The organism is Paraburkholderia bryophila, assembly GCF_003269035.1.
GTDB classification, from domain to species: Bacteria; Pseudomonadota; Gammaproteobacteria; order Burkholderiales; family Burkholderiaceae; genus Paraburkholderia; species Paraburkholderia bryophila.
Genome location: NZ_QLTK01000037.1, coordinates 26,648 through 45,735 on the forward strand (window position 1 = coordinate 26,648; position 19,088 = coordinate 45,735).

Annotated in this window: 16 protein-coding genes; 8 read left to right on the forward strand and 8 right to left on the reverse strand. The window is 61.0% G+C overall.

The window, feature by feature from the left end:
* Positions 1–55: 55 nt before the first annotated feature.
* Positions 56–1,501, reverse strand: coding sequence for an efflux transporter outer membrane subunit (locus tag BX591_RS32060; protein WP_111935332.1), 1,446 nt, complete (start codon positions 1,499–1,501; stop codon positions 56–58).
* 261 nt (positions 1,502–1,762) lie between these two features.
* Here BX591_RS32060 and BX591_RS32065 point away from each other — a divergent pair, with 261 nt between their 5' ends.
* Positions 1,763–2,884, forward strand: a complete 1,122-nt coding sequence (locus BX591_RS32065) for an efflux RND transporter periplasmic adaptor subunit (RefSeq protein WP_111935333.1) — start codon at positions 1,763–1,765, stop codon at positions 2,882–2,884.
* Positions 2,881–5,988: an efflux RND transporter permease subunit gene (locus BX591_RS32070; RefSeq protein WP_111935334.1), complete on the forward strand. Its 3,108-nt coding sequence runs from the start codon at positions 2,881–2,883 to the stop codon at positions 5,986–5,988. The genes BX591_RS32065 and BX591_RS32070 overlap by 4 nt, the downstream gene beginning before the upstream one ends.
* A gap of 344 nt (positions 5,989–6,332) precedes the next feature.
* Here the strand turns inward: BX591_RS32070 and solA are convergent, their stop codons facing one another.
* From solA to BX591_RS32105, 6 genes are all read right to left on the reverse strand, one after another.
* The gene (gene solA / locus BX591_RS32075; protein ID WP_111935335.1) at positions 6,333–7,514 is read right to left on the reverse strand and encodes an N-methyl-L-tryptophan oxidase; all 1,182 of its coding nucleotides are present in this window, start codon (positions 7,512–7,514) and stop codon (positions 6,333–6,335) included.
* Positions 7,515–7,725: 211 nt separating this feature from the next.
* On the reverse strand, positions 7,726–9,666 hold the full coding sequence (locus BX591_RS32080; protein WP_111935336.1) for an SMP-30/gluconolactonase/LRE family protein: 1,941 nt from the start codon (positions 9,664–9,666) through the stop codon (positions 7,726–7,728).
* A gap of 220 nt (positions 9,667–9,886) precedes the next feature.
* Positions 9,887–10,360, reverse strand: coding sequence for a GNAT family N-acetyltransferase (locus BX591_RS32090; RefSeq protein ID WP_111935338.1), 474 nt, complete (start codon positions 10,358–10,360; stop codon positions 9,887–9,889).
* A gap of 183 nt (positions 10,361–10,543) precedes the next feature.
* Entirely contained in the window at positions 10,544–11,143 is a 600-nt protein-coding gene (locus BX591_RS32095; RefSeq protein ID WP_244147180.1) for a septal ring lytic transglycosylase RlpA family protein, read from the reverse strand.
* Between the two features lie 144 nt (positions 11,144–11,287).
* The gene (locus BX591_RS32100) at positions 11,288–12,046 is read right to left on the reverse strand and encodes an SDR family oxidoreductase (RefSeq protein ID WP_111935339.1); all 759 of its coding nucleotides are present in this window, start codon (positions 12,044–12,046) and stop codon (positions 11,288–11,290) included.
* A 56-nt stretch (positions 12,047–12,102) separates the two neighbouring features.
* Positions 12,103–12,852 (reverse strand): SDR family oxidoreductase, encoded by a 750-nt coding sequence (locus tag BX591_RS32105; protein ID WP_111935340.1) that lies wholly within the window; start codon positions 12,850–12,852, stop codon positions 12,103–12,105.
* A gap of 101 nt (positions 12,853–12,953) precedes the next feature.
* Here BX591_RS32105 and BX591_RS32110 point away from each other — a divergent pair, with 101 nt between their 5' ends.
* The 6 genes from BX591_RS32110 to BX591_RS32135 all read left to right on the forward strand — a co-directional run bounded on the left by BX591_RS32110 (position 12,954) and on the right by BX591_RS32135 (position 17,942).
* A complete protein-coding gene (locus tag BX591_RS32110; RefSeq protein WP_176343144.1) occupies positions 12,954–13,871 on the forward strand; it encodes an AraC family transcriptional regulator in 918 nt (305 codons plus the stop codon).
* A 382-nt stretch (positions 13,872–14,253) separates the two neighbouring features.
* Complete coding sequence (locus tag BX591_RS32115; protein ID WP_111935342.1) at positions 14,254–15,369, forward strand: SpoIIE family protein phosphatase; 1,116 nt, start codon at positions 14,254–14,256, stop codon at positions 15,367–15,369.
* Between the two features lie 14 nt (positions 15,370–15,383).
* Positions 15,384–15,947 carry a SiaB family protein kinase gene (locus tag BX591_RS32120; RefSeq protein ID WP_111935367.1) on the forward strand — a complete coding sequence of 188 codons (564 nt, stop codon included), beginning with the start codon at positions 15,384–15,386 and terminating at the stop codon, positions 15,945–15,947.
* Positions 15,948–15,967: 20 nt separating this feature from the next.
* Complete coding sequence (locus BX591_RS32125; protein ID WP_111935343.1) at positions 15,968–16,354, forward strand: DUF1987 domain-containing protein; 387 nt, start codon at positions 15,968–15,970, stop codon at positions 16,352–16,354.
* A gap of 11 nt (positions 16,355–16,365) precedes the next feature.
* Entirely contained in the window at positions 16,366–17,157 is a 792-nt protein-coding gene (locus BX591_RS32130; RefSeq protein ID WP_111935344.1) for a GGDEF domain-containing protein, read from the forward strand.
* Between the two features lie 20 nt (positions 17,158–17,177).
* Positions 17,178–17,942: a ParA family protein gene (locus BX591_RS32135; RefSeq protein ID WP_111935345.1), complete on the forward strand. Its 765-nt coding sequence runs from the start codon at positions 17,178–17,180 to the stop codon at positions 17,940–17,942.
* A gap of 20 nt (positions 17,943–17,962) precedes the next feature.
* Here the strand turns inward: BX591_RS32135 and BX591_RS32140 are convergent, their stop codons facing one another.
* Positions 17,963–19,087, reverse strand: coding sequence for a serine hydrolase domain-containing protein (locus BX591_RS32140; protein WP_167444656.1), 1,125 nt, complete (start codon positions 19,085–19,087; stop codon positions 17,963–17,965).
* Position 19,088: the final 1 nt, after the last annotated feature.

Sequence of the window (19,088 nt, forward strand, 5' to 3'; positions counted from 1 at the left end):
ATCCAAAGCCGATTCTAGCTTCGGTCCGGTCTCGGCAGGGCACCCGCTGATATCTTCACTCATCCCAACCGCCTCCCAAGGCCAGGAACGAGGCGACGACGGCGCGTGCGGCGTCCGATTGAGCCACAATTCTCGCGTCCTGAACCCGCTGCAATCGGTCGTCCGCATCCAGCACCTGCAAATAATTCTCGGACCCGGCCTGATAGGCCGCAAGGGCCGACGCGCGAGCACGCCGTAGCGCCGTTTCGCCGAGAGCCAGTTGCTGCTCCTGAGCCTCGCGTTTGACCACCAGGGAGAAGGCATCTTCGACGTCGGCGGTGGCCTGAAGGATGCTCAAACGATAAGCGGCGAGTGCTTCCGCGTTTTTCCCCTTGGCCGCCTGAACCTCGGCATCCACGGTGCCGAAGTCGAACAATCTCCACCGCAGTCCGGCGACTCCTTGCGCCAGCGCGGCGTCGCCGGTAAAGAAATTGCCGGCAACCGTCGTCGCGGAGCCAACGAGCGCGGACAAGGAAAGCTTCGGATAGTACTCGGACAGGGCTTGCCCGATTCGCGCGTTCGACGCAGCCAGGTGCCGCTCGGCGACGATGACGTCCGGTCGTCGGCGCAACAGCGACGGCGGACCTTCTGCGGTCTGGATTCCCGGCGCCTGTGGAATCGATCGGGGCGAATCCAGGGCTTCGTCTGCAGTGCCGGGCTCGATGCCCATCAGAATGTCGAGCCCATTACGTGCGGATACGAGCGCCGCTTCGAGAGCGGGAACGTTGGCGGCGGTCGTGGCAAGTTCTCCTTGCGCCTGACGCAATTCCAACTCTGGTGCGACGCCTCGCGAATATCGAAGCTGCGCCAGATCGACGCGTCTGTTTTGCGTCGCCGTTTGCTCGCGGGCGAGAGCAAGACGTGCTTGCACCGTACGGACCAGCACGTAGGTGTCGGCCGTTTCCGCAATAACAGATAGCCGCGCCGCGTCGCTTGCTGCCTGGGCCGCCTCGTAGTCGGCCTGTGCGGCCTCGGCGTTTCGCCGAAGCCCTCCGAACACGTCGATTTCCCAACTGGAGCCCGCGCTTGCCTGGTAGAGCCGCGAGTTGCGATCAAAGCCAGGCTGCGAATTTTCAACCCTTCCCAACGGGTCCTCCAACGACTGATGGGCTTCTGCTGCCTGAACGTTCAGTTGTCCCGTAGGCAGCAAGGCGGCGCGAGCGGCACGCGTTGTCGCTCGTGCCTGCGCAACTCGTGCAGTTGCCTGCGCAAGCGTGAGGTTCTGCGCGAGCGCCGTTGCGACCACGCGATTCAGCACTGGATCGTTGAATCCTGTCCACCATCGCGCCAACTCTGGCGTTGGCGCGCCTGCACGATCGTTGATCGCCGGTGCGCCTTTAAACGCCGACGACATCTGGACGCTGGGAGGCGCGTAATCGGGACCGACGGCGCAGCCGGCCAGCGCGAAGACACACAGCAGTAGAGCGCGAAGAGATTGACGTTTCACTGGGAGGGCTGACATGCGTAGACTCGACTTTAGGGGAGGTTACGAGTGTATATTATCGTTACTTGAAGTCAACGTCCATCGATTGACGAGCAGAGACAAGTTGCTGGCTCCGTGGTGAGTTCATAGATAAGTGCCCTATAAACAGTGGTTTAGAAGGAAAAATTGAGATCTTGACGCTCGCGCAAGAGCCAATCGGGTCGTTAGCGAAAATCAATAAGTAACGTATTGACGAAAACGTAACTAAAAATCATAATCCGGCCACACACAGGAGTTCCGATGCGAGTTCGTCAAATCTGGTCCCCGCCGTTGATCGGCTTAGTGGCTGCGCTGTCGCTCACGGCGTGCAGCAAGCCCGCACCGCAAGACCCGCGCACAGAAGCGCCGCTCGTCGCGATTGCGACGGTCGCCGCGGCCGCCGACATGCAGCGCAGTTTCACGGGCGTTGTCGCCGCCCGCTTCGAAAGCGATATCGGTTTTCGTGTCGGTGGGAAAGTCATACAGCGGCTAGTCGACACCGGCGAGCACGTCGTGCGCGGTCAGGTGCTGATGCGGCTGGACCCGGCGGATCTCGCGCTAGGGTCCGCAGCGCAGCAGAATGAAGTCGAGGCAGTCAGGGCGAAGTCCGTCCAGGCGAACGCGGATCTGAAGAGGCTCGCTGGACTCGTCGAGCAAGGCGCCGTGTCGGCACAGCAATACGACCAGGCCGTCGCCGTGCAGAAAAGTGCCAGTGCGCAGCTCAGCGCGGCGTTAGCACAGGAGGGTGTCGCCAGGAATGCGGATCGGTACACCGTACTTGTATCCGACGTGGACGGCATCGTGACCAATACATTCGCGGACCCGGGACGAGTCGTTACCGCGGGGCAAACCGTCGTTGCGATCGCACGTGATGGACTGCGCGAAGCGGCCGTCGACCTTCCGGAAAACGTGCGGCCAGCATTAGGCACCGCGGCAGCCGCTTCCGTGTATGGCGTCGATCAGGGGCCCGTCACTGCGAGGTTAAGGGAGCTTTCCAGCTCCGCCAACGTGCAGACGCGCACGTATGCCGCCCGTTTTGTTCTGGAAGTCCCGGATAACAAGGCACCGCTGGGCGCTACGGTGACGGTGCGCCTCGCTGACAACAGCACCGCGGGGCAACTCACTCTGCCGGTATCCGCACTTTACGACGCCGGAACTGGGCCGGGCGTCTGGCTGCTGGATACAAAAACCTCGACGATCGGATTTCGCCCCGTCAAGGTCGGTGCGGTGGGTGAAGAGGAAGCGCACATCGTGAGCGGCCTCCAACCTGGCGATCAAGTCGTGGCGCTCGGCGCGCACCTGCTTCACGATCGCGAGAAAGTGCGAGTCGCACCGATCAATCAGCCGCGCATGCTTGCGTCTTCTGATGGGGACGCGAAATGAACAGATTCAATCTTTCTGCGCTCGCGGTCCGGGAGCGGGCTGTGGTTCTGTTCCTGATCATCGCAATCAGTTTGTCGGGTATCTTCGCGTTCCTGAAACTCGGCCGCGCGGAGGATCCCGCATTCACCATTAAAGTACTGACCGTATCCGCTGTCTGGCCGGGTGCAACCGCTAAACAGATGCAGGATCTGGTCGCAGAGCCCCTTGAAAAGCGTCTTCAAGAACTGACCTGGTACGACCGGACCGAAACGATCACACGACCCGGCCTGGCGCTCCTCACGCTCACGTTGAAAGACAGTACGCCTCCCGCGGAAGTACAGGAACAGTTCTATCAGGCACGCAAAAAACTGGGGGACGAAGGCCATAAACTTCCGAGCGGAGCCTTGGGCCCTTTCGTCAACGACGAGTACTCGGATGTCAGTTTCGCGCTGTATTCGGTGGAAGCGGCCGGACTGCCGCCGCGACTTCTGACGAGAGAGGCAGAGTCTCTGAGGCAGCGCCTGCTGCACGTCGCCGGTGTCAAGAAGGTTGATATTCTGGGTGAGCGGCCGGAGCGCATTTTCGTTGCGTTCTCTTATGCAAAACTCGCCAACCTGGGCATCAATGCACATGACATTTTCGATTCGCTGCAGCGCCAGAATGCCCTGACTGCAGCGGGATCGATCGACGCCAACGGTCCGCAAGTTTTTATCCGGCTTGACGGCGCGTTCGACGATCTCCAGCAGATCAAGGAGATGCCCATCGTCTCCAACGGACATATGTTCAGGCTGTCGGATGTCGCCGACGTTACGCGAGGATACGAGGACCCCGCCACATTCCTGATCAAGCACAACGGCCAGAACGCTCAGGTGTTGAGCGTCGTCATGCAGGACGGTTGGAACGGACTCGATCTCGGGCGGGCTCTCGAAGCGGAGGAAAAGCAGATATCGGCTGAATTGCCGATTGGCTTCGGCTTCAAAAAGATCACGGACCAAGCGGTCAATATCCATGAAGCGGTCGACGAATTCATGCTGAAGTTTTTCGTCGCGCTCGGCGTCGTGATGTTTGTCAGCCTCGTTAGCCTCGGATGGCGCGTGGGAATCGTCGTGGCGGCTGCGGTGCCGCTCACGCTTGGCGCAGTCTTCGTCATCATGCTCATGACAGGCCGGGTTTTCGACCGCATCACACTGGGCGCACTCATCATCTCGCTTGGACTTCTTGTCGACGACGCGATCATCTCCATCGAGATGATGGTGGTCAAGCTCGAGGAGGGTGTCGAGAGAGTCAAGGCGGCGTCCTATGCGTGGAGCCACACGGCGGCTCCCATGCTCGCTGGTACGCTGGTGACCATTATCGGATTTACGCCGGTGGGGTTCGCACGGTCCACCGCCGGCGAATACGCGGGCAATATCTTCTGGATCGTCGGTTATGCGTTGATTGCGTCATGGGTGGTCGCCGTGACCTTCACGCCTTACCTCGGGGTGAAGTTGCTGCCGAATATCAAGCCCATTCAAGGAGGTCACGCGGCGATCTACGCCACCCCGCGATACGAAAAATTTCGCTCGTTGGTGACGTGGGCGGTACGTCGCAAGTTCTGGGTAGCGGGCGCCGTGTTTTTGGCCTTCCTGATGGTCGGGTCCGGCATGGCGGTGGTGAAACAGCAGTTCTTCCCCACGTCGGACCGGCCTGAAGTGCTGATCGAAGTGCAAATGCCCGAGGGCTCCAGCATCGAGGCGACGAGCGCCGCAACCGCCAAGGTTGAAGAGTGGCTCAAGCAACAACCCGAAGCGAAGGTCGTGACCAGCTATATTGGCCAGGGTGCTCCGCGCTTTTTCTTCTCATACAACCCGGAGTTGCCGGACCCTTCTTTTGCGAAGATCGTCGTCCTGACGTCCGACGAGGGAGCGCGTGACAACCTCAAGGTTCGCTTGCGCGCAAGCGTTGCGAACGGGCTTGTTCCCGAGGCACGAATCCGGGCGACGCAACTGGTGTTCGGTCCTTATTCGCCTTTCCCCGTTGCTTTCCGGGTAATGGGACCCGACGTCGATCAGGTTGGCGTCATTGCCAGACGAGTGGCGCAAATCATGCGCGCCAATCCGCACATGCGTCAGGTTAACGAGGACTGGAGCGAACGCACTCCGACCATTCATTTCATACTCGATCAAGACCGTCTCCGCGCTATTGGTCTCACATCCGCCGATGCGGCACAGCAATTGCAATTTCTGCTGACGGGCGTTCCCGTGACCCAGTTCCGCGAGGACATTCGCACCGTCGACGTCGTTGCGCGCAGCGCCGGGCCTGAACGGCTTGATCCATCTCGCGTGGGCGATCTGAACCTGACCGGCAGTGACGGACACCTTATCCCGCTCTCTCAGATAGGTCATATGGAGACGCGCTACGAGGCCCCCATTCTGAAGCGCAGAGATCGAACGCCCACCATTACCGTCAGAGGAGATATCGACGAATCGCTTCAACCGCCGGATGTTTCCCATGAAATAGAGCGAGCGATTGCGCCGGTCATTGCGTCCTTGCCGTCCGGCTATCGTATCGAGACCGCAGGTTCCATTGAAGAAGCCGGCAAGGCGAATGCCGCACTCGCGCCAATCTTTCCGGTCATGATTTTGCTGACACTCACGGTCATTATCATCCAGGTGCGTTCGTTCTCCGCGATGGCAATGGTGTTTCTCACCGCTCCGTTGGGAATCATCGGCACTGTGCCGACTTTGCTGATCTTTCACCAGCCGTTTGGTTTCAACGCGATTTTGGGGCTCATCGGGCTGTCGGGCATCTTGATGCGCAACACGCTAATCCTGATCGGGCAGATCCATACCAACGAACAAACTGGTCTTGATCCTTTTCATGCGGTAGTCGAAGCAACCGTTCAGCGAGCGCGGCCCGTCGTACTGACCGCGATGGCGGCGGTGCTCGCGTTTATTCCTTTGACCTTTTCGGTGTTCTGGGGATCGATGGCTTTCACACTGATCGGAGGTACTGCTGTTGGCACGGTGATTACGCTGCTGTTCCTGCCCGCTCTCTACGCCATCTGGTATCGCATAAAGCCAACCCCGCACCAGGTGTCACCCTCGCCCGCACAAGCACGTCATCTCACCACTTTCTCCGGTTGAGGATATTTGAAATGAAACGCAGTCATACGGCAGCCTTTTTGAAGGCGCTCGCCACTCTGGTATTAAGCGGCGCTTGTGCGGCATGCGCCAGCGTTCACTCGCAAGCGTCACCGAGCGGTAATTCAGCGAGCGTTGGCAACCACGTTCCGAACGGTAATCCGTCAGACCTTCATGGTGAGGCGCTTGAGCAGCGCAATCGCGACATCGTGCAATCGGTTACGGGCAGAGCGCTGTAAGACATGATACGGACGACGACGGCCTCCGGTCGTCGCCACCCCCATCGGCCTGCCTGCAAATCGCCGAAAGCCGGCATGACATTCCACGACGTTTATCCCGTGATGCGATCAGCGTTGACGGTCTTCATGTTGTCCGGCAAAGCGTCCAAGTGCGAAAGGCGAAAGATCAAAACGGCTGGTACCTTGCGTGATCCGCTCGGCCAGCGCCTCGCCGACCGCACTCGCGAATTTGAAGCCATGTCCCGAGAAACCGGTTGCCATGTAGACGTGCGAGCAGGCCGGCAATTGGTCGATGATGAAATGTTCGTCCGGCGTCACGTCGTACTCGCAGGTTTTGCCCATACGCAGCTTTCCAGATTCCGGCAGATGCTTACGCAGGAAGTTTTCGAGTTCCGATAGGTCGGTCGGCTCCTGCCCGAAAGGGACAAGCGACGCGTCGGCGGCAACAGGCTGGCCGCCATCGTGGCGTCCGACTTTCAGGCCTGCGCCGTCGAGACTGGGGAATCCATAGTATTGGCCCATTTCGGAGGCGATGGTGAAGCCAGGAAAGACGTTGGGTTCAAACAGGCTCGGGGCAACGTCGAACCATGCGAATGTCTTGCGGACGCGAGTCACCGGAATCCGTATCCCGAGGGGCTCCAGCAAAGTGCGGCTCCATTTGCCGGCGCACACGATCAGATCCCGGCCGCCAAAGCGCTCGCCTTTGTCCGTGACGACGCTGACGCCGCCCTGGCCGTGCAGCTCGATGCCCGTGACCAACGTGTTCGTTCGTAGCGTTGCACCCAGGGAACTCGCGAGGTGTCGATAGCTCTTTACTGCCTGCTCGCAGTACAGCACGCCAGCGTCGGGTTCGAAACTCACGATCTGCTCTTTCGACAATCGCCATGCAGGCCACCGTCGGCTGGCTTCGGCACCGTCGAGAAATTCCATGGGCAACCCATACTGTGATGCGCTGCGTTGCACCTCTTGCATGAAAGGGGCGCCCTGCGGTCCGATGTTGACGATACCGGTGCGTTCGAAGATGCTCGCGCTGGCTTCCTGTTCCAGTTCCAACCAGAGCTGCTGCGCCCGCAATGCGAGCGGGACATACGCCGCGCCCTCGCCATAGGCGTGACGGATGAGGCGCGTACCGCCATGGTGCGAACCGGTCAAATGAGGTGGGTCGTCGGCATCGAGCAACAACACCTTGTTTCCTGCCTTGCTCAGGTGATATCCCGCGGCCATCCCTACCGAGCCTGCGCCGACAATCAGGGTGTCGAAGGATTGATCGCAGAGGTTCAAATCATGCATATAAAGCGGTCCCGTGCTAATGATGCGAAAACTTGCGTTGTGGCAATCAGCGGATAGCGCCGACGGTTGAGCTGGATTGTCGTCAATTCATGCTCGTCTGTCGACAGACTGTTCATGGTTGATCGAAGTCTATCGGCAAGCATGGATCGGTTGAATCCAAGGTCGACCTTGGGTCATTGGAATTGGATGAAGCCCATGCATGACGCCGCGCTCAAGGCGTCCACCTGTACACCGTGATACTCGACCCCTTGACGTTGTTCTTCGTGACGACATATTCGCCCGTCGATCGAAGATACGCCCTGACGCCGTACATCGAATCGATGGCGCTGCTGGCGTCGACGGTGCCGGTGCTCGTATTGACCAGCGTGGTGGCGAGGTTGCCTGTCGCGAGACTAAAAGCGTCGATATTCGGTAACGCTTCGCCGCTACCGAACCAGTAGCCGACGAATAGATAGCCCCCAGCCGCGTCAATCGATTTGGCGCCAACGTGCGGCAGGGTAATCACCGGATTGGGCTTCGTCGTGTTGCCCGCGCTCCAGCCGTGATACACCTCGATCCGCGTGCCTATCGCTGTCCAGTCCGTTCCTCCAACAACGCCCTGTCCGAGAATCATCGTGTCGCTGTCCGCGATGTAGACAATGCGCGTCAACGGCTTGACGCTTTCGGGCACAGGAATGGCGACACCGGGTCCCCACGTTGGCTTGCCGCTGGCGTCGAAGCCGATCAGCGGATAGTGGTAGATGTACCCCGTTTTATCCAGGCCGGCCCACACGCCTCCCTTGCTGTCGATGCAGAACCCGTCCCTGACGGACGCCGTTGCCTTGAACGCCGGACCGGGTAGCGTGGCGTCCGGTATGGCGATGTAGCCGTTCGCCGCATTGAAATGGAAGAAGTAGTAGGTATCGGGATTCTGGCCCGTCGCCACGAGAATCCGGTTTGCGCCGACGCTGGCGAGCATGCCGAAGTGTTCGTCCCGCGAGCGATCGTTGAGGTTGATACGCGGATCGGACGGATAGGCGATCGGATCGACCGTGTTGGCTACGAAGGTTCCTCCAGCCGTGCCGCTGTAGATGTTGGTGCCGCCATAAAAGTAGAGGCCATCAGTACCCGGATCCGGAGCCGCGATCCCCTCGAAGTTGAGAGACTGCAGTTTCCATTGCAGGCGACCGGCACTGCTGTAAGCGTGAATATCCGTGCCGCCGTCGCGGCCGAGGTCCCAACTTCCGCCCCACGGGTTATTGAGCACATACAGGTTGCCGGCAGTGTCTTTGCCGATGCCGGTGACGCGCGTGAAACGCTTGTCGCCGACTTGACCTTTGATGCCCGTCGTGGTGTCGAGATATCCGCCCTGAATGCCGAATGTTCCGGCCAGCGCTGGTGTGCCCGAGAGGGTGTAGCGCTTGATGTTCATGTCGGGGCCCTGGTCCCCGACCATGAACTGCCCCGACGACGCATCGAAATAGAGGGCCGAGGGTTGCGACCCTTCTGGCATCCGGATCGTATTCAACAGTGCGCCGCCTGGACTGAACTCAACGATCGAGCCGTCACTCTTCTGTGCGACCCAGACGTTGCCTGCGCCATCCACCGCAAGTGCGCCCGGTCCCGTGATAGTGATGTCTCGCTGCCAGACACCGGCAGTCGTGAAGATCCGGACGCGATTGCCGTAGAAGTCGCTCGCGTAGAGGAGCGAGCCCGCCGTGGCCAGTCCAGTCACGACGTCGACACGCGGCAGGTTGTTGAACGCGCTCACCTGAATCAGAAGATCGCGAGCCTTCGTGGTGCGGTTGTACCGCCCCACGGCACCGGTTCCGTATGTTCCGCCCGGCTGCAGCGCCACGAAGATCGACGTCGCGTTGCCGGTGATCGCGCTGCCCTGGAACTCGCCGTGCGCGCCGATCGAGCCGAGGCTCTTACCGGCCTGGTAGAAAGCGACGCCCCCATCGTACTCGTCCCACATGGAAGCCGTATAGATGACGCCTTCGGGCGCGACCCACATGGAGCGCGCGGTGTTACCCACGTGGGCAGCGAGGGTGCCATAGGTGTTCGCCAGCCAGTCGGTGGTGTTTTCCGCCGGACACGCCGGTGCAATCGCGGCGATCGCTGCGGCCACCGCGATAAGGAGCGCGGCACGAATCCCTTTCTTCTCGACCATGATGGAAGCTCTCCGGAATGCAGCGATCGTTCACGCGGAGGGTCGGCGAGGCAGATTTCAAATGCGTGTTCGGCGACCCACGTAGGAACATAGGCAACGCGTTGTTCCTTTACAAGCTGCATCGCGACTTTGCATACGGAGGGGCGTTGCAGTCATGCGCGAAGCGCGATCGCTTCCGGTTGGGCGCCGGTTTAAGTCATGCAAGGGGCATAGCAGCCGTTTAAGCGTCGGCGCCAGTCGCACGTCGAATTGCCGGGCGCTCGCCGAGCTTCGACACTGACGTGAAGAACTCGATCGCCTTCTCGTTTTCGCGTGTGACCTGAAAACCGAGTTTGCGATGAAAAGCGATAGACAGGCGGTTGGTCTTATAGACGTGACTTCTAAGCTCGGCAATGCCCCGTTCGCGTGCGAGCCTCGCGACCCTTGCAAGCAGCTCGGACACAACCGCGAAGGTACGGTGCAAAGGATGCGTACTGAACGCGCCCACGAACCAGCAGCGCTCCGACTCCGGTCGAAGCATGGCGTAGGCGACCAGCTCGCCGTCGCGTCGCACCGAGCAGAGCTCGCTATCCGCCAGGGACTGTTGCAAGCGCAAGCGTTGCTGATCTATATCGAAGACATCGCCGGCCAGTTCCGTGTGATCGCGTAGCGTAAGTAAATCAAGCGCGAGGAGTTCGTCGATGGTGGGCTGCATGCGAGGATGTCTAGCGGTTGGAATCGTAAAGTCGTGAAAGTTGTCGAGCCACGCGTCGCGATCCTGGCCATCGACATGCCGCACATGGATAGCATGCGGGTCGCTCGCGGGTTGCGAGGTGCTGCGCCAGTGTATCGGCAATCTGCCGGCGCAGTGCGGTCCAAACAGCCGGGCGCTTACTTCCTACTTCCCACCCGGTGTTTGAACCGCGCCTGCGCCCGGCTTCACGCTACCGTCAGACTGCGGCACTTCAACCGGCTTCACTTCCACGGGCGCGGTGCCATTCTCTTTCAAGCCGAGCTTGTCGGCGGTCTTGGGCGACACATCGACTATTCTGTCTTTGACATAGGGGCCGCGATCCTTGATCACCACCACCGCACTGGCGCCGGTGTCCAGATTCGTGACCTTGGCTTTGGTGCCGATCGGCAGCGTCTTGCTTGCGGCGACATTGGACTGCGGATTCATTCGCGTGCCGTCGGCCATTTCTTTCGAGTAGAACTTCTTTCCGTAGTAAGAAGCCTTGCCTTTGCGGGCTTTACCGGAGCGATCGAGCGGCGCGTTGTTCGCGGCCTTATGGTTCGCATGCGTGATATCGACGGGCTCCGTCTGTTGCTGCGCAAGTGCCGCGCTGAACCAGTGGAAGAGTACGAGAACCAGAAACAGCAGCAGAAGCGCCCGCAGCTTGTCTCGCCGGTTGAGCTGTGAATGCTGTGAAAGAGCCAAGCGGGCGTCGACGGAAGGCATCGACAACCCGCTCGCGGTAGTATGAAGATTCGTTTCCATTGCTACTCCTCCTCGACCGACGAAAGCAGCAATGACCTAAGTAGCAAAAGTGACACCTGAAAACGCCCTCAGGCGAAATCGAAATCCTCACATCATAGGGGACACACACGCAAGACGCCCTTCGGCTTCAGCGCGGAAAACACGTCACCACGGAATCGTCTGGTTCTCCCATCGCGTGAATTTACCGGTTGGGCCGTCCGCGCCCAGCAGCGCAACGCGTACCGCCTCGCGAGCGCCTTCCTCGACGGTCTCCGTGCCGGCATAGCCATTGAGATTCGTTTTGGTGAAGCCCGGAGAAACGGCATTGACCTTGATCCCTTCGGGCTCCAGTTCGAGAGCCATGGCCAGGGTCAACGCGTTGAGCGCAGTTTTGGACGCCGGATAGACAGGGCCAAAAATTGCACGGTACGGGAAGGCGGGGTCCGAGTTCGTCGTCAGCGACCCGACGCCGCTCGACACGTTGACGATCCGAGCAGCCGGCGCCTGCCGCAGCAGCGGCAGCATCGCCTGATAGACGGCGAGCACACCGAACACGTTGGTGTCCCACACCGCGCGCATTTCATCGAGCGATACATTGCTCGGGCGGGTCGTCTTCGCATACTCCTCGACGGACTGGCCGGGCCGCTTGTTCGTATTCGAAATGGCGGCGTTGTTGATGAGCACGTCGAGCCGGCCCAGTTCCGCGCGAATCCGTTCCGTCGCGGCCGCGATCGAAGCGGGGTTCGTCACGTCGAGTTGCAGTGCGCGGGCGTCCGCGCCCACTTCCGTGGCCGCTACCTGGCCGCGCTCGAAATCGCGCGAGCCGACCAGCACCGTGAAACCGTGCGCCGCGAGATCCTTGGCGATCTGAAGGCCGATGCCTTGATTAGCCCCGGTCACCAGGGCGATAGGTTTGTCCTGCATGAGAATCTCCTTGTCGTGGTGCGCGTCTCGAAGCAGACGAGCCGCGCGTCATTCGGTCAGCCTGCTTCGGCCGCCCACTGTTCGGCATCCGCGCCAGCCGGAATTCGGAACGGCGAAGACGGATCGGTTGCCGCGCGCCACACCGCCTGCGCGACGTCCTCGGCGTGAGTGATCGGGGCCGACGCATCTTGCAGGCGCGCGAGGACACTGTTGACGAGTCCGGCATAAGCCTCATGGTCGAAACCATGCATGTGAGCGCGCGCGTTATCGCCGAAACGCGTGTCGGGCGCGCGTCCCGGCAGCACCAGGCGCACCCGCACGCCGAACTGTTCGAGCTCCAGCGCCATCGACTCGGTGAAGGCGTTCACCGCGACCTTGCTCGCGCGATACGCGCCGAGCAGCGGCAACGCTTTCAGCGTCACGCTCGACGTGACATTCACGACAACGCCGGCCCGGCGCTCCCGAAACTGCGGCAACACGGCCTGCGTCAACGCGATCGTGCCGAAGGTATTGGTCTCGAAGACCTCGCGCACCGTTGTGAGCGGCACGAGTTCGGCCGGGGAAGCCGCGCCGAACCCTGCGTTGTTGACCAGCACGTCGATCGGACCTGCGGCCTCGACGGCCTCGCGAATGCTGTCCGGATTCGTGACGTCGAGCGTCAGTACGCGCAGGTGGTCCGAAGGCGGCAGCAGATCGGTACGCGGCGTGCGCATCGTCGCGATGACCTGCCAGTCGCGCGCCAGAAAGTAGCGGGCGATCTCCAGTCCGAAGCCGGACGAGCAGCCGGTAATGAGCACGGTTTTCATGGAAACTCCGAAGATTGGGTTGGGGAGTGCTCATACGATAGATCGCCGAGGCCGTACTCGCTACAATCGACAATGCGAATTTCATTTGCAGGAGTCCGGCAATGATCGATCCCTTGGCCGAAGTCGTGACCTTGCTGCAACCCAGTGCGCGGTTCTCCAAACTCGTCCACAGCGCGAGCCCCTGGCACGTCAGTCGTTCGGATGCGGGCGAGCCGTTCTACTGCGCGATTCTCGAAGGCGGTTGCCGCATCACGATCGACGGACACGCGCCGCTCGACCTGCTGTCCGGCGATTTCGTCCTGATTCCGGCGGCGTATGGCGTCGCGATTTCCAGCCTTGAGCCGCCGCTGCCGGACGTCGAGGCGTCGGTTCCGGTCGCGCTCGGCAACGGCGAATACCTGATCGGCTCGCCGGACCGCCCGATCGACACGCGCATGATGGCGGGCCATTGCCGCTTCGGCTCGCCGGATGCGTCGTTGCTGGTTTCGCTGCTGCCGCAAATCGTGCATGTGCGCGGCGAACATCGGCTGGCTACGCTCGTGCAACTGGTGCGCGAGGAATCGCTCGCACAGCGGCCCGCGCGCGAGGTCGTGCTGTCGCGCCTGCTGGAAGTGCTGTTGATCGAGGCACTGCGCTCGACGGCGGGAACGAATGCATCGCCGGGTCTGGTACGCGGACTCGCCGACAGCCGACTCGCGGAGGCGATCCGCGGCATGCACGAACGCCCCACGCACGCGTGGACGGTGGCCGAACTCGCGAAACAGGCCGCGCTGTCGCGTTCGACTTTTTTCGAGCGCTTCAGCCGCGCGGTCGGCGTTGCGCCGATGGAATATCTGCTCGCGTGGCGCATGGCGCTCGCCAAAGACCTGCTGCGTCGCAACGAAGGCCGCGTCGCCGAAGTGGCGCAGCGCGTCGGCTACAGCTCGGCCAGCACCTTCAGCGTCGCGTTCACGCGGCACGTGGGCCGCCCGCCGGCGCAGTACGCGCGCGAGGAACAAGCGGTCGCGAACGGCGTATAGGGCGGTCGGTAGGCCCGGCTCGAGCGCTATTTTCGTGCGGTTGTCTGTTTGCGAAGCCCCGCAGGCCAGTCGTCGTCGAGACGCCACGCACGCTCAAATAATCGAAAAAAGTTAATAACAATAAGGAAAACGTTTGCAACAGGCCTTTCAGCGGATCGACCTTCCTTTTCACTTTGGAGGATGCTTTCTTTAATGATTGGCCGTAACGAAACTGACATATAGACGCATTAGCGTGCTCATTTCTTGTTCATCGGGTAGTCTCGAAATGCACCCCGCGCTTGCGCAGTTTCGTCGCCCCGGAGTCACCGCAAGCCCGCGTTGCGCCGGCGATTTGTGTCAGGAATTTCCCGCAGTCGATGCCGCCGATTCAAATTCCCTCGCCATGGAGATTTTCTATGCGCGGCGTGATATGGGGAGTTTGGCCGTGGTGGAAGGCGATCGCCCGATCGGACTGATTAACCGCGATATTTTCCTGTCGCAAATGAGCAAGCCGTTTCACCGCGAGCTCTACGACAAGAAAAGCTGTATTGCCTTCATGGACAAGGAGCCGCTCATCGTCGACGCCGACATGAGCATCGAGGCGCTGACGTTCAAAACGGTCGAGGCGGGCAACAAGGCGCTGTCCGACGGCTTCATCGTGACGCGGCAGGGCCGCTTCGTCGGACTGGCGAGCGGCTTCCAGCTATTGGGTGCCGTGGCCGAAGTGCAGGCGGAAAAGAACCGCCAGATCATGCAGAGCATCGAATATGCGAGCGTGATCCAGCAAGCCATGCTGCGTGCCTCGCGCGACGCGCTGTCGTCCATGCTGGCCGATGCCGCACTGGTCTGGGAGCCGCGCGACGTAGTGGGCGGCGACTTCTATCATTTCGCGTCGTTTCCCGATGGATGGTTTTGCGCCGTCGCCGACTGTACCGGCCACGGCGTGCCCGGCGCTTTCATGACGCTGCTTGCATCGGCATCGTTGTCGCAGGCGCTCGAACGGATCGGGCCGCGCGACCCGGCTGCGCTGCTGGCGGCGGTCAACCGCAACGTCAAGAGCTTGCTCGGTCAGGAGCATGGGGCGGGCGAGTCGCCGCAATCGAACGACGGCCTCGACGCCGCGTTCTTCTGGTTCGACGCGCAATCGCGGCAACTGCATTTTTCCGGCGCACGCATTGCGCTGCACGTTTTGCGGCCGGATGCCGAGGCGTTCGACAGCATCGCCGGCGAGCGCATGGGCGTGGGTTACGTGGACAGCCAGGCGGACTACGCGTGGGCGCTGAACACCATTGAGCTCGCGCCGGGCAGCCTGCTGTTCGTTTCGACAGACGGACTGATCGACCAGATCGGCGGTCCGCGAAAAATCGCTTTTGGGAAGCGTCGGGCGCTCGGCCTCATTGTCGAGAACCGCGTTCAACCGTTATCCGCCATCTGCGAAGGGCTGCAGCGCGCTTTGGCCGACTGGCAGGGCGCCCAGGCGCGCCGCGATGACGTCACGCTATTTTTTGCACGCGTTTAGGGTAGTCCATGAACATGTTTGAACTCCTGGAACAGGATGCCGCATTCTTCGAACTCGCTCAGCGGCGCAACCTGATTTTTTATCATAAAGGCTACTTCTCGCACAGCATCGTCGCGGCAATGAGCGAGGTCGTGAAACTGCAACTGGAAGTGGCGGGGGTCAGCGGACCGACCCGGCGCAAATTGTTTTCGTCCTTTATCGAACTCGCGCAGAATATCGTCCACTATTCGTCGGACTCGCTCGTCGAGGGCGGCGGCGAGGGCGGCGCCATTCGCGAAGGCGCGGTGTGCATCAGCACCGAGGGCGAGCGTCATCTCATGCTGTGCATGAATCCGATTGCGACCTCGGCGGTGAGTCAACTGCGCGAACGGCTCGAACCGTTGCGCAACATGTCGCTCGAAGAAATCAAGCAGGCGTATAAGCTGACGCTGCGCGCGGATACGCCGGAGGAAAGCAAGGGCGCGGGGCTCGGCTTCCTGACCATGGCACGCGACGCGAGCGCGCCGCTGGAGTTTGCCTTTTATCCGCGTGGGGATGCCCCGGAAACCACGCTGTTTTGCCTTAAGACCATCATCTGACCCAGTGACGAGTACGCGCCATGGATAATCTTTATATTGCGGCCACGACGACGTCGCCGGAAGTCGATTTTCAATTCGATCAGAACATGCTGACGTTCCGGGGCGAGTCGTATCCCGAGAATGCGGCCGCGTTCTATGCCCCGATCATCGAGCAGCTTCGCGCCTACCTGGCGGCGTGTCACGACGCCACGATCACGGTCGAGGTCACGCTCACGTACTTCAACAGTTCGAGCACGAAAATGCTGTTCAGCGTGTTCGATGCGCTGGATCAGGCGGCTTCGGCGGGCAATCAGGTGCTCGTGCGCTGGTTCCGCGACGCCGAAGACGAAACCATTCTCGAATTCGGTGAAGAATTGCAGGCCGATTTCACGGCGATCCAGTTTGCCGATTGCCCGGTTGCGACATAAGGACGGTTACGGTGGTGTCAACTTCCTCTTCGGACACACCTTCGAACGACGCGCCGGACCTGTTCCGGAGCGAGAGCGAGGCGCTGGAGAAGGCCCGCGCGATCCACGCGAATGCCGACGCGGACGCCGAACAGTCGCGCCTGGCGCTGGCTGAACTGATCGGGCATTTCGAGCGCCTGATGCGCGAAACGCGCCGCCTGATCGGACGCAGCGACCGCGCCGAGCGTGAAATGCATGCGCTGACCCAGCAGTTGCAATATCGCGCCACTCATGACGCGTTGACCGACGTGCTGAACCGCAGTGCGGTGATCGAGCGGACCATCAAGGCGTTGCGCGTGGATCGCGCCGTGATGATCCTGCTCGATATCGACGAGTTCAAGAAGGTGAACGACGATTTCGGCCACCCGATCGGCGACGCTGTGATTCTCGGTATCGTCGATTGCCTGCGGCGCATTGTCGGCGATCGGGGTGTCATCGGCCGGGTTGGCGGCGAAGAGTTTACGGTGCTGTTGCCGGGGCACGATCTTGCCGACGCGCTGCACCTAGCGGAGAAAATGCGCGCTGCGATCGGGAGTCATGTGTTCGCGGCGCCCGTGAATCGTCGCATTACCGCCAGCTTCGGCGTTAGCGCGAATGCGATTCGAACCGACTTCGATACGGCATACGGGTTAGCCGATTCCGCGTTGTACAAGGCGAAACGCGGTGGCCGCAATCGCGTGGAGTTTGCCGATCAGCAACTGGCATCGCAGGCGGTACCGCCTCCCGAGACCCATGACTCAGGTATGCTGGGGTCTTCGGGTTAGCTTCCGTGCAAGGGGAGAATATGCGGCGCGTCGTATTCAATCAGAAAGGTGGCGTAGGTAAATCGACGATCGTGTGCAACCTGGCGGCCATCAGCGCCAGCGAAGGTTTGCGCACGCTGGTGATCGATCTCGATGCGCAGGCGAACTCCAGTCAATATCTGCTCGGCGCCAGGACCGGCGAGGCGCATCCCACTGTTGCCGGCTTCTTCGAAACGGCGTTGACCTTCAGTTTCAAACCCGTGGAAATCACGTCGTTCATTCATCCAACGCCGTTCGAGAATCTCGACGTCATGCCGGCTCATGCCGACCTGGACGCGTTGCACGGCAAGCTGGAATCGCGCTACAAGATCTACAAGTTGCGCGATGCGCTCAACGAGCTCGATATGTACGACGCGATTTATATCGACACGCCGCCGGCGCTGAACTTCTATACGCGCTCCGCGCTGATCGCCGTCGAACGTTGTCTGATTCCGTTCGACTGTGACGACTTCTCCCGTCGCGCGCTGTACACGTTGCTGGAAAACGTGAAGGAGATTCAGCAGGATCACAACGACGCGCTGGCAGTGGAAGGCATCGTCATCAACCAGTTTCAACCGCGGGCGAGCCTGCCGCAGCAACTGGTCGACGAGCTGGTTGCCGAAGGTCTGCCGGTGCTGGCTTCGCGGTTGTCCTCGTCGGTGAAGATTCGCGAGTCGCATCAGCAGGCGAAGCCCGTCATTCATCTCGATCCGGGGCATAAGCTTTCGCAGGAATATCGCGCGTTGCATCGTGAACTGAGCGCATAGCGGGAAGCTTTTGTTTTGCTCTAGTTGGCGGGTTCTGGGCCGATCCCGCTCGCGTTTTGCGCGGACTCGGTCAACCACACCAGCTTCTCCATTTTCAGTTGCCCCATGCGTTTCGACGTGAGTCGCGAATCGATCCGGTTCACTACCACCAGATCGAGCGACGGCACGACGACGGCATACTGACCCAGGTGACCATCCGCCCAGAAAGTCGGCCTTAGCAGCGCCGCTTTCGGGCCGCGAGGCCGGCTTGCCGGTACGCTCGTCCACCACATGTAGCCGTAACCGCCGGTCGTCGTGTCCGAATACGACTGCGTTGATTCGGCGACCCATTGCGCCGGCACGATCTGCCGGTCGCGCCAACGGCCCTCGTGCAGATACAGCAGCGCGAAACGGGCAAGATCGCGGGCGCTCATGTCGATCAGATAGGCGGGGTAGCGCGTGGCAATACCACCGGACACATAGTGGCCGTCTGACGGCCGGTAGTCCTGCATACCGATAGGGGTTGCGATGTCCGTGTTAAGCGCCTGGAAAATGTCCTGGCCGCTGGCTTTCGCGTAGATCGCACCGACCGTATTGAAGTCCCAGTTGTTGTAGTACCAGAACGTACCCGGCGGATGGCTGTAGCGCGGCGGTTTGGCGGCTTGCATCCCCGTCGTTTCGTACACCGACGGGTGATAGACGCCGGAGCGCGCCTGCAGCAGCATGCGCACGGTTGCCTGCTTCTCGGTTGACGAAAGCGCCGGTTCGTCGTCGTCGACGCCGAGTTGCGCGAGCGTGTCGTCCAGGTGTATCTGGCCACGGCCGACTGCGATGCCGATCAGCGCGCTCATGAAGCTCTTGCGCGCCGAATAGAGGTTGGATCGTCTCGACACGTCGCCCCATTCGGCAACGACTACGCCGTTGTGGACGATCATGCCGGACGTCGAACCTTGCTGTTTCGCGTAGGCGACAGCGCGGTCGATGCCGTCTTGCGAGAAACCCTGCGTGGCGGGTGCTGCCTGAGTCCAGTCGGCGCCGGGGAATGGGGATTGCGGGTTCGCCGGCTCGGGCGCGGGTACCGGCGCCGATGTCGACGCCGAGGGGGGCGCCGAGCCGCATGCGCCGAGTATCGATACGAATCCCGCTGCGACGAGCACGCGAGACATT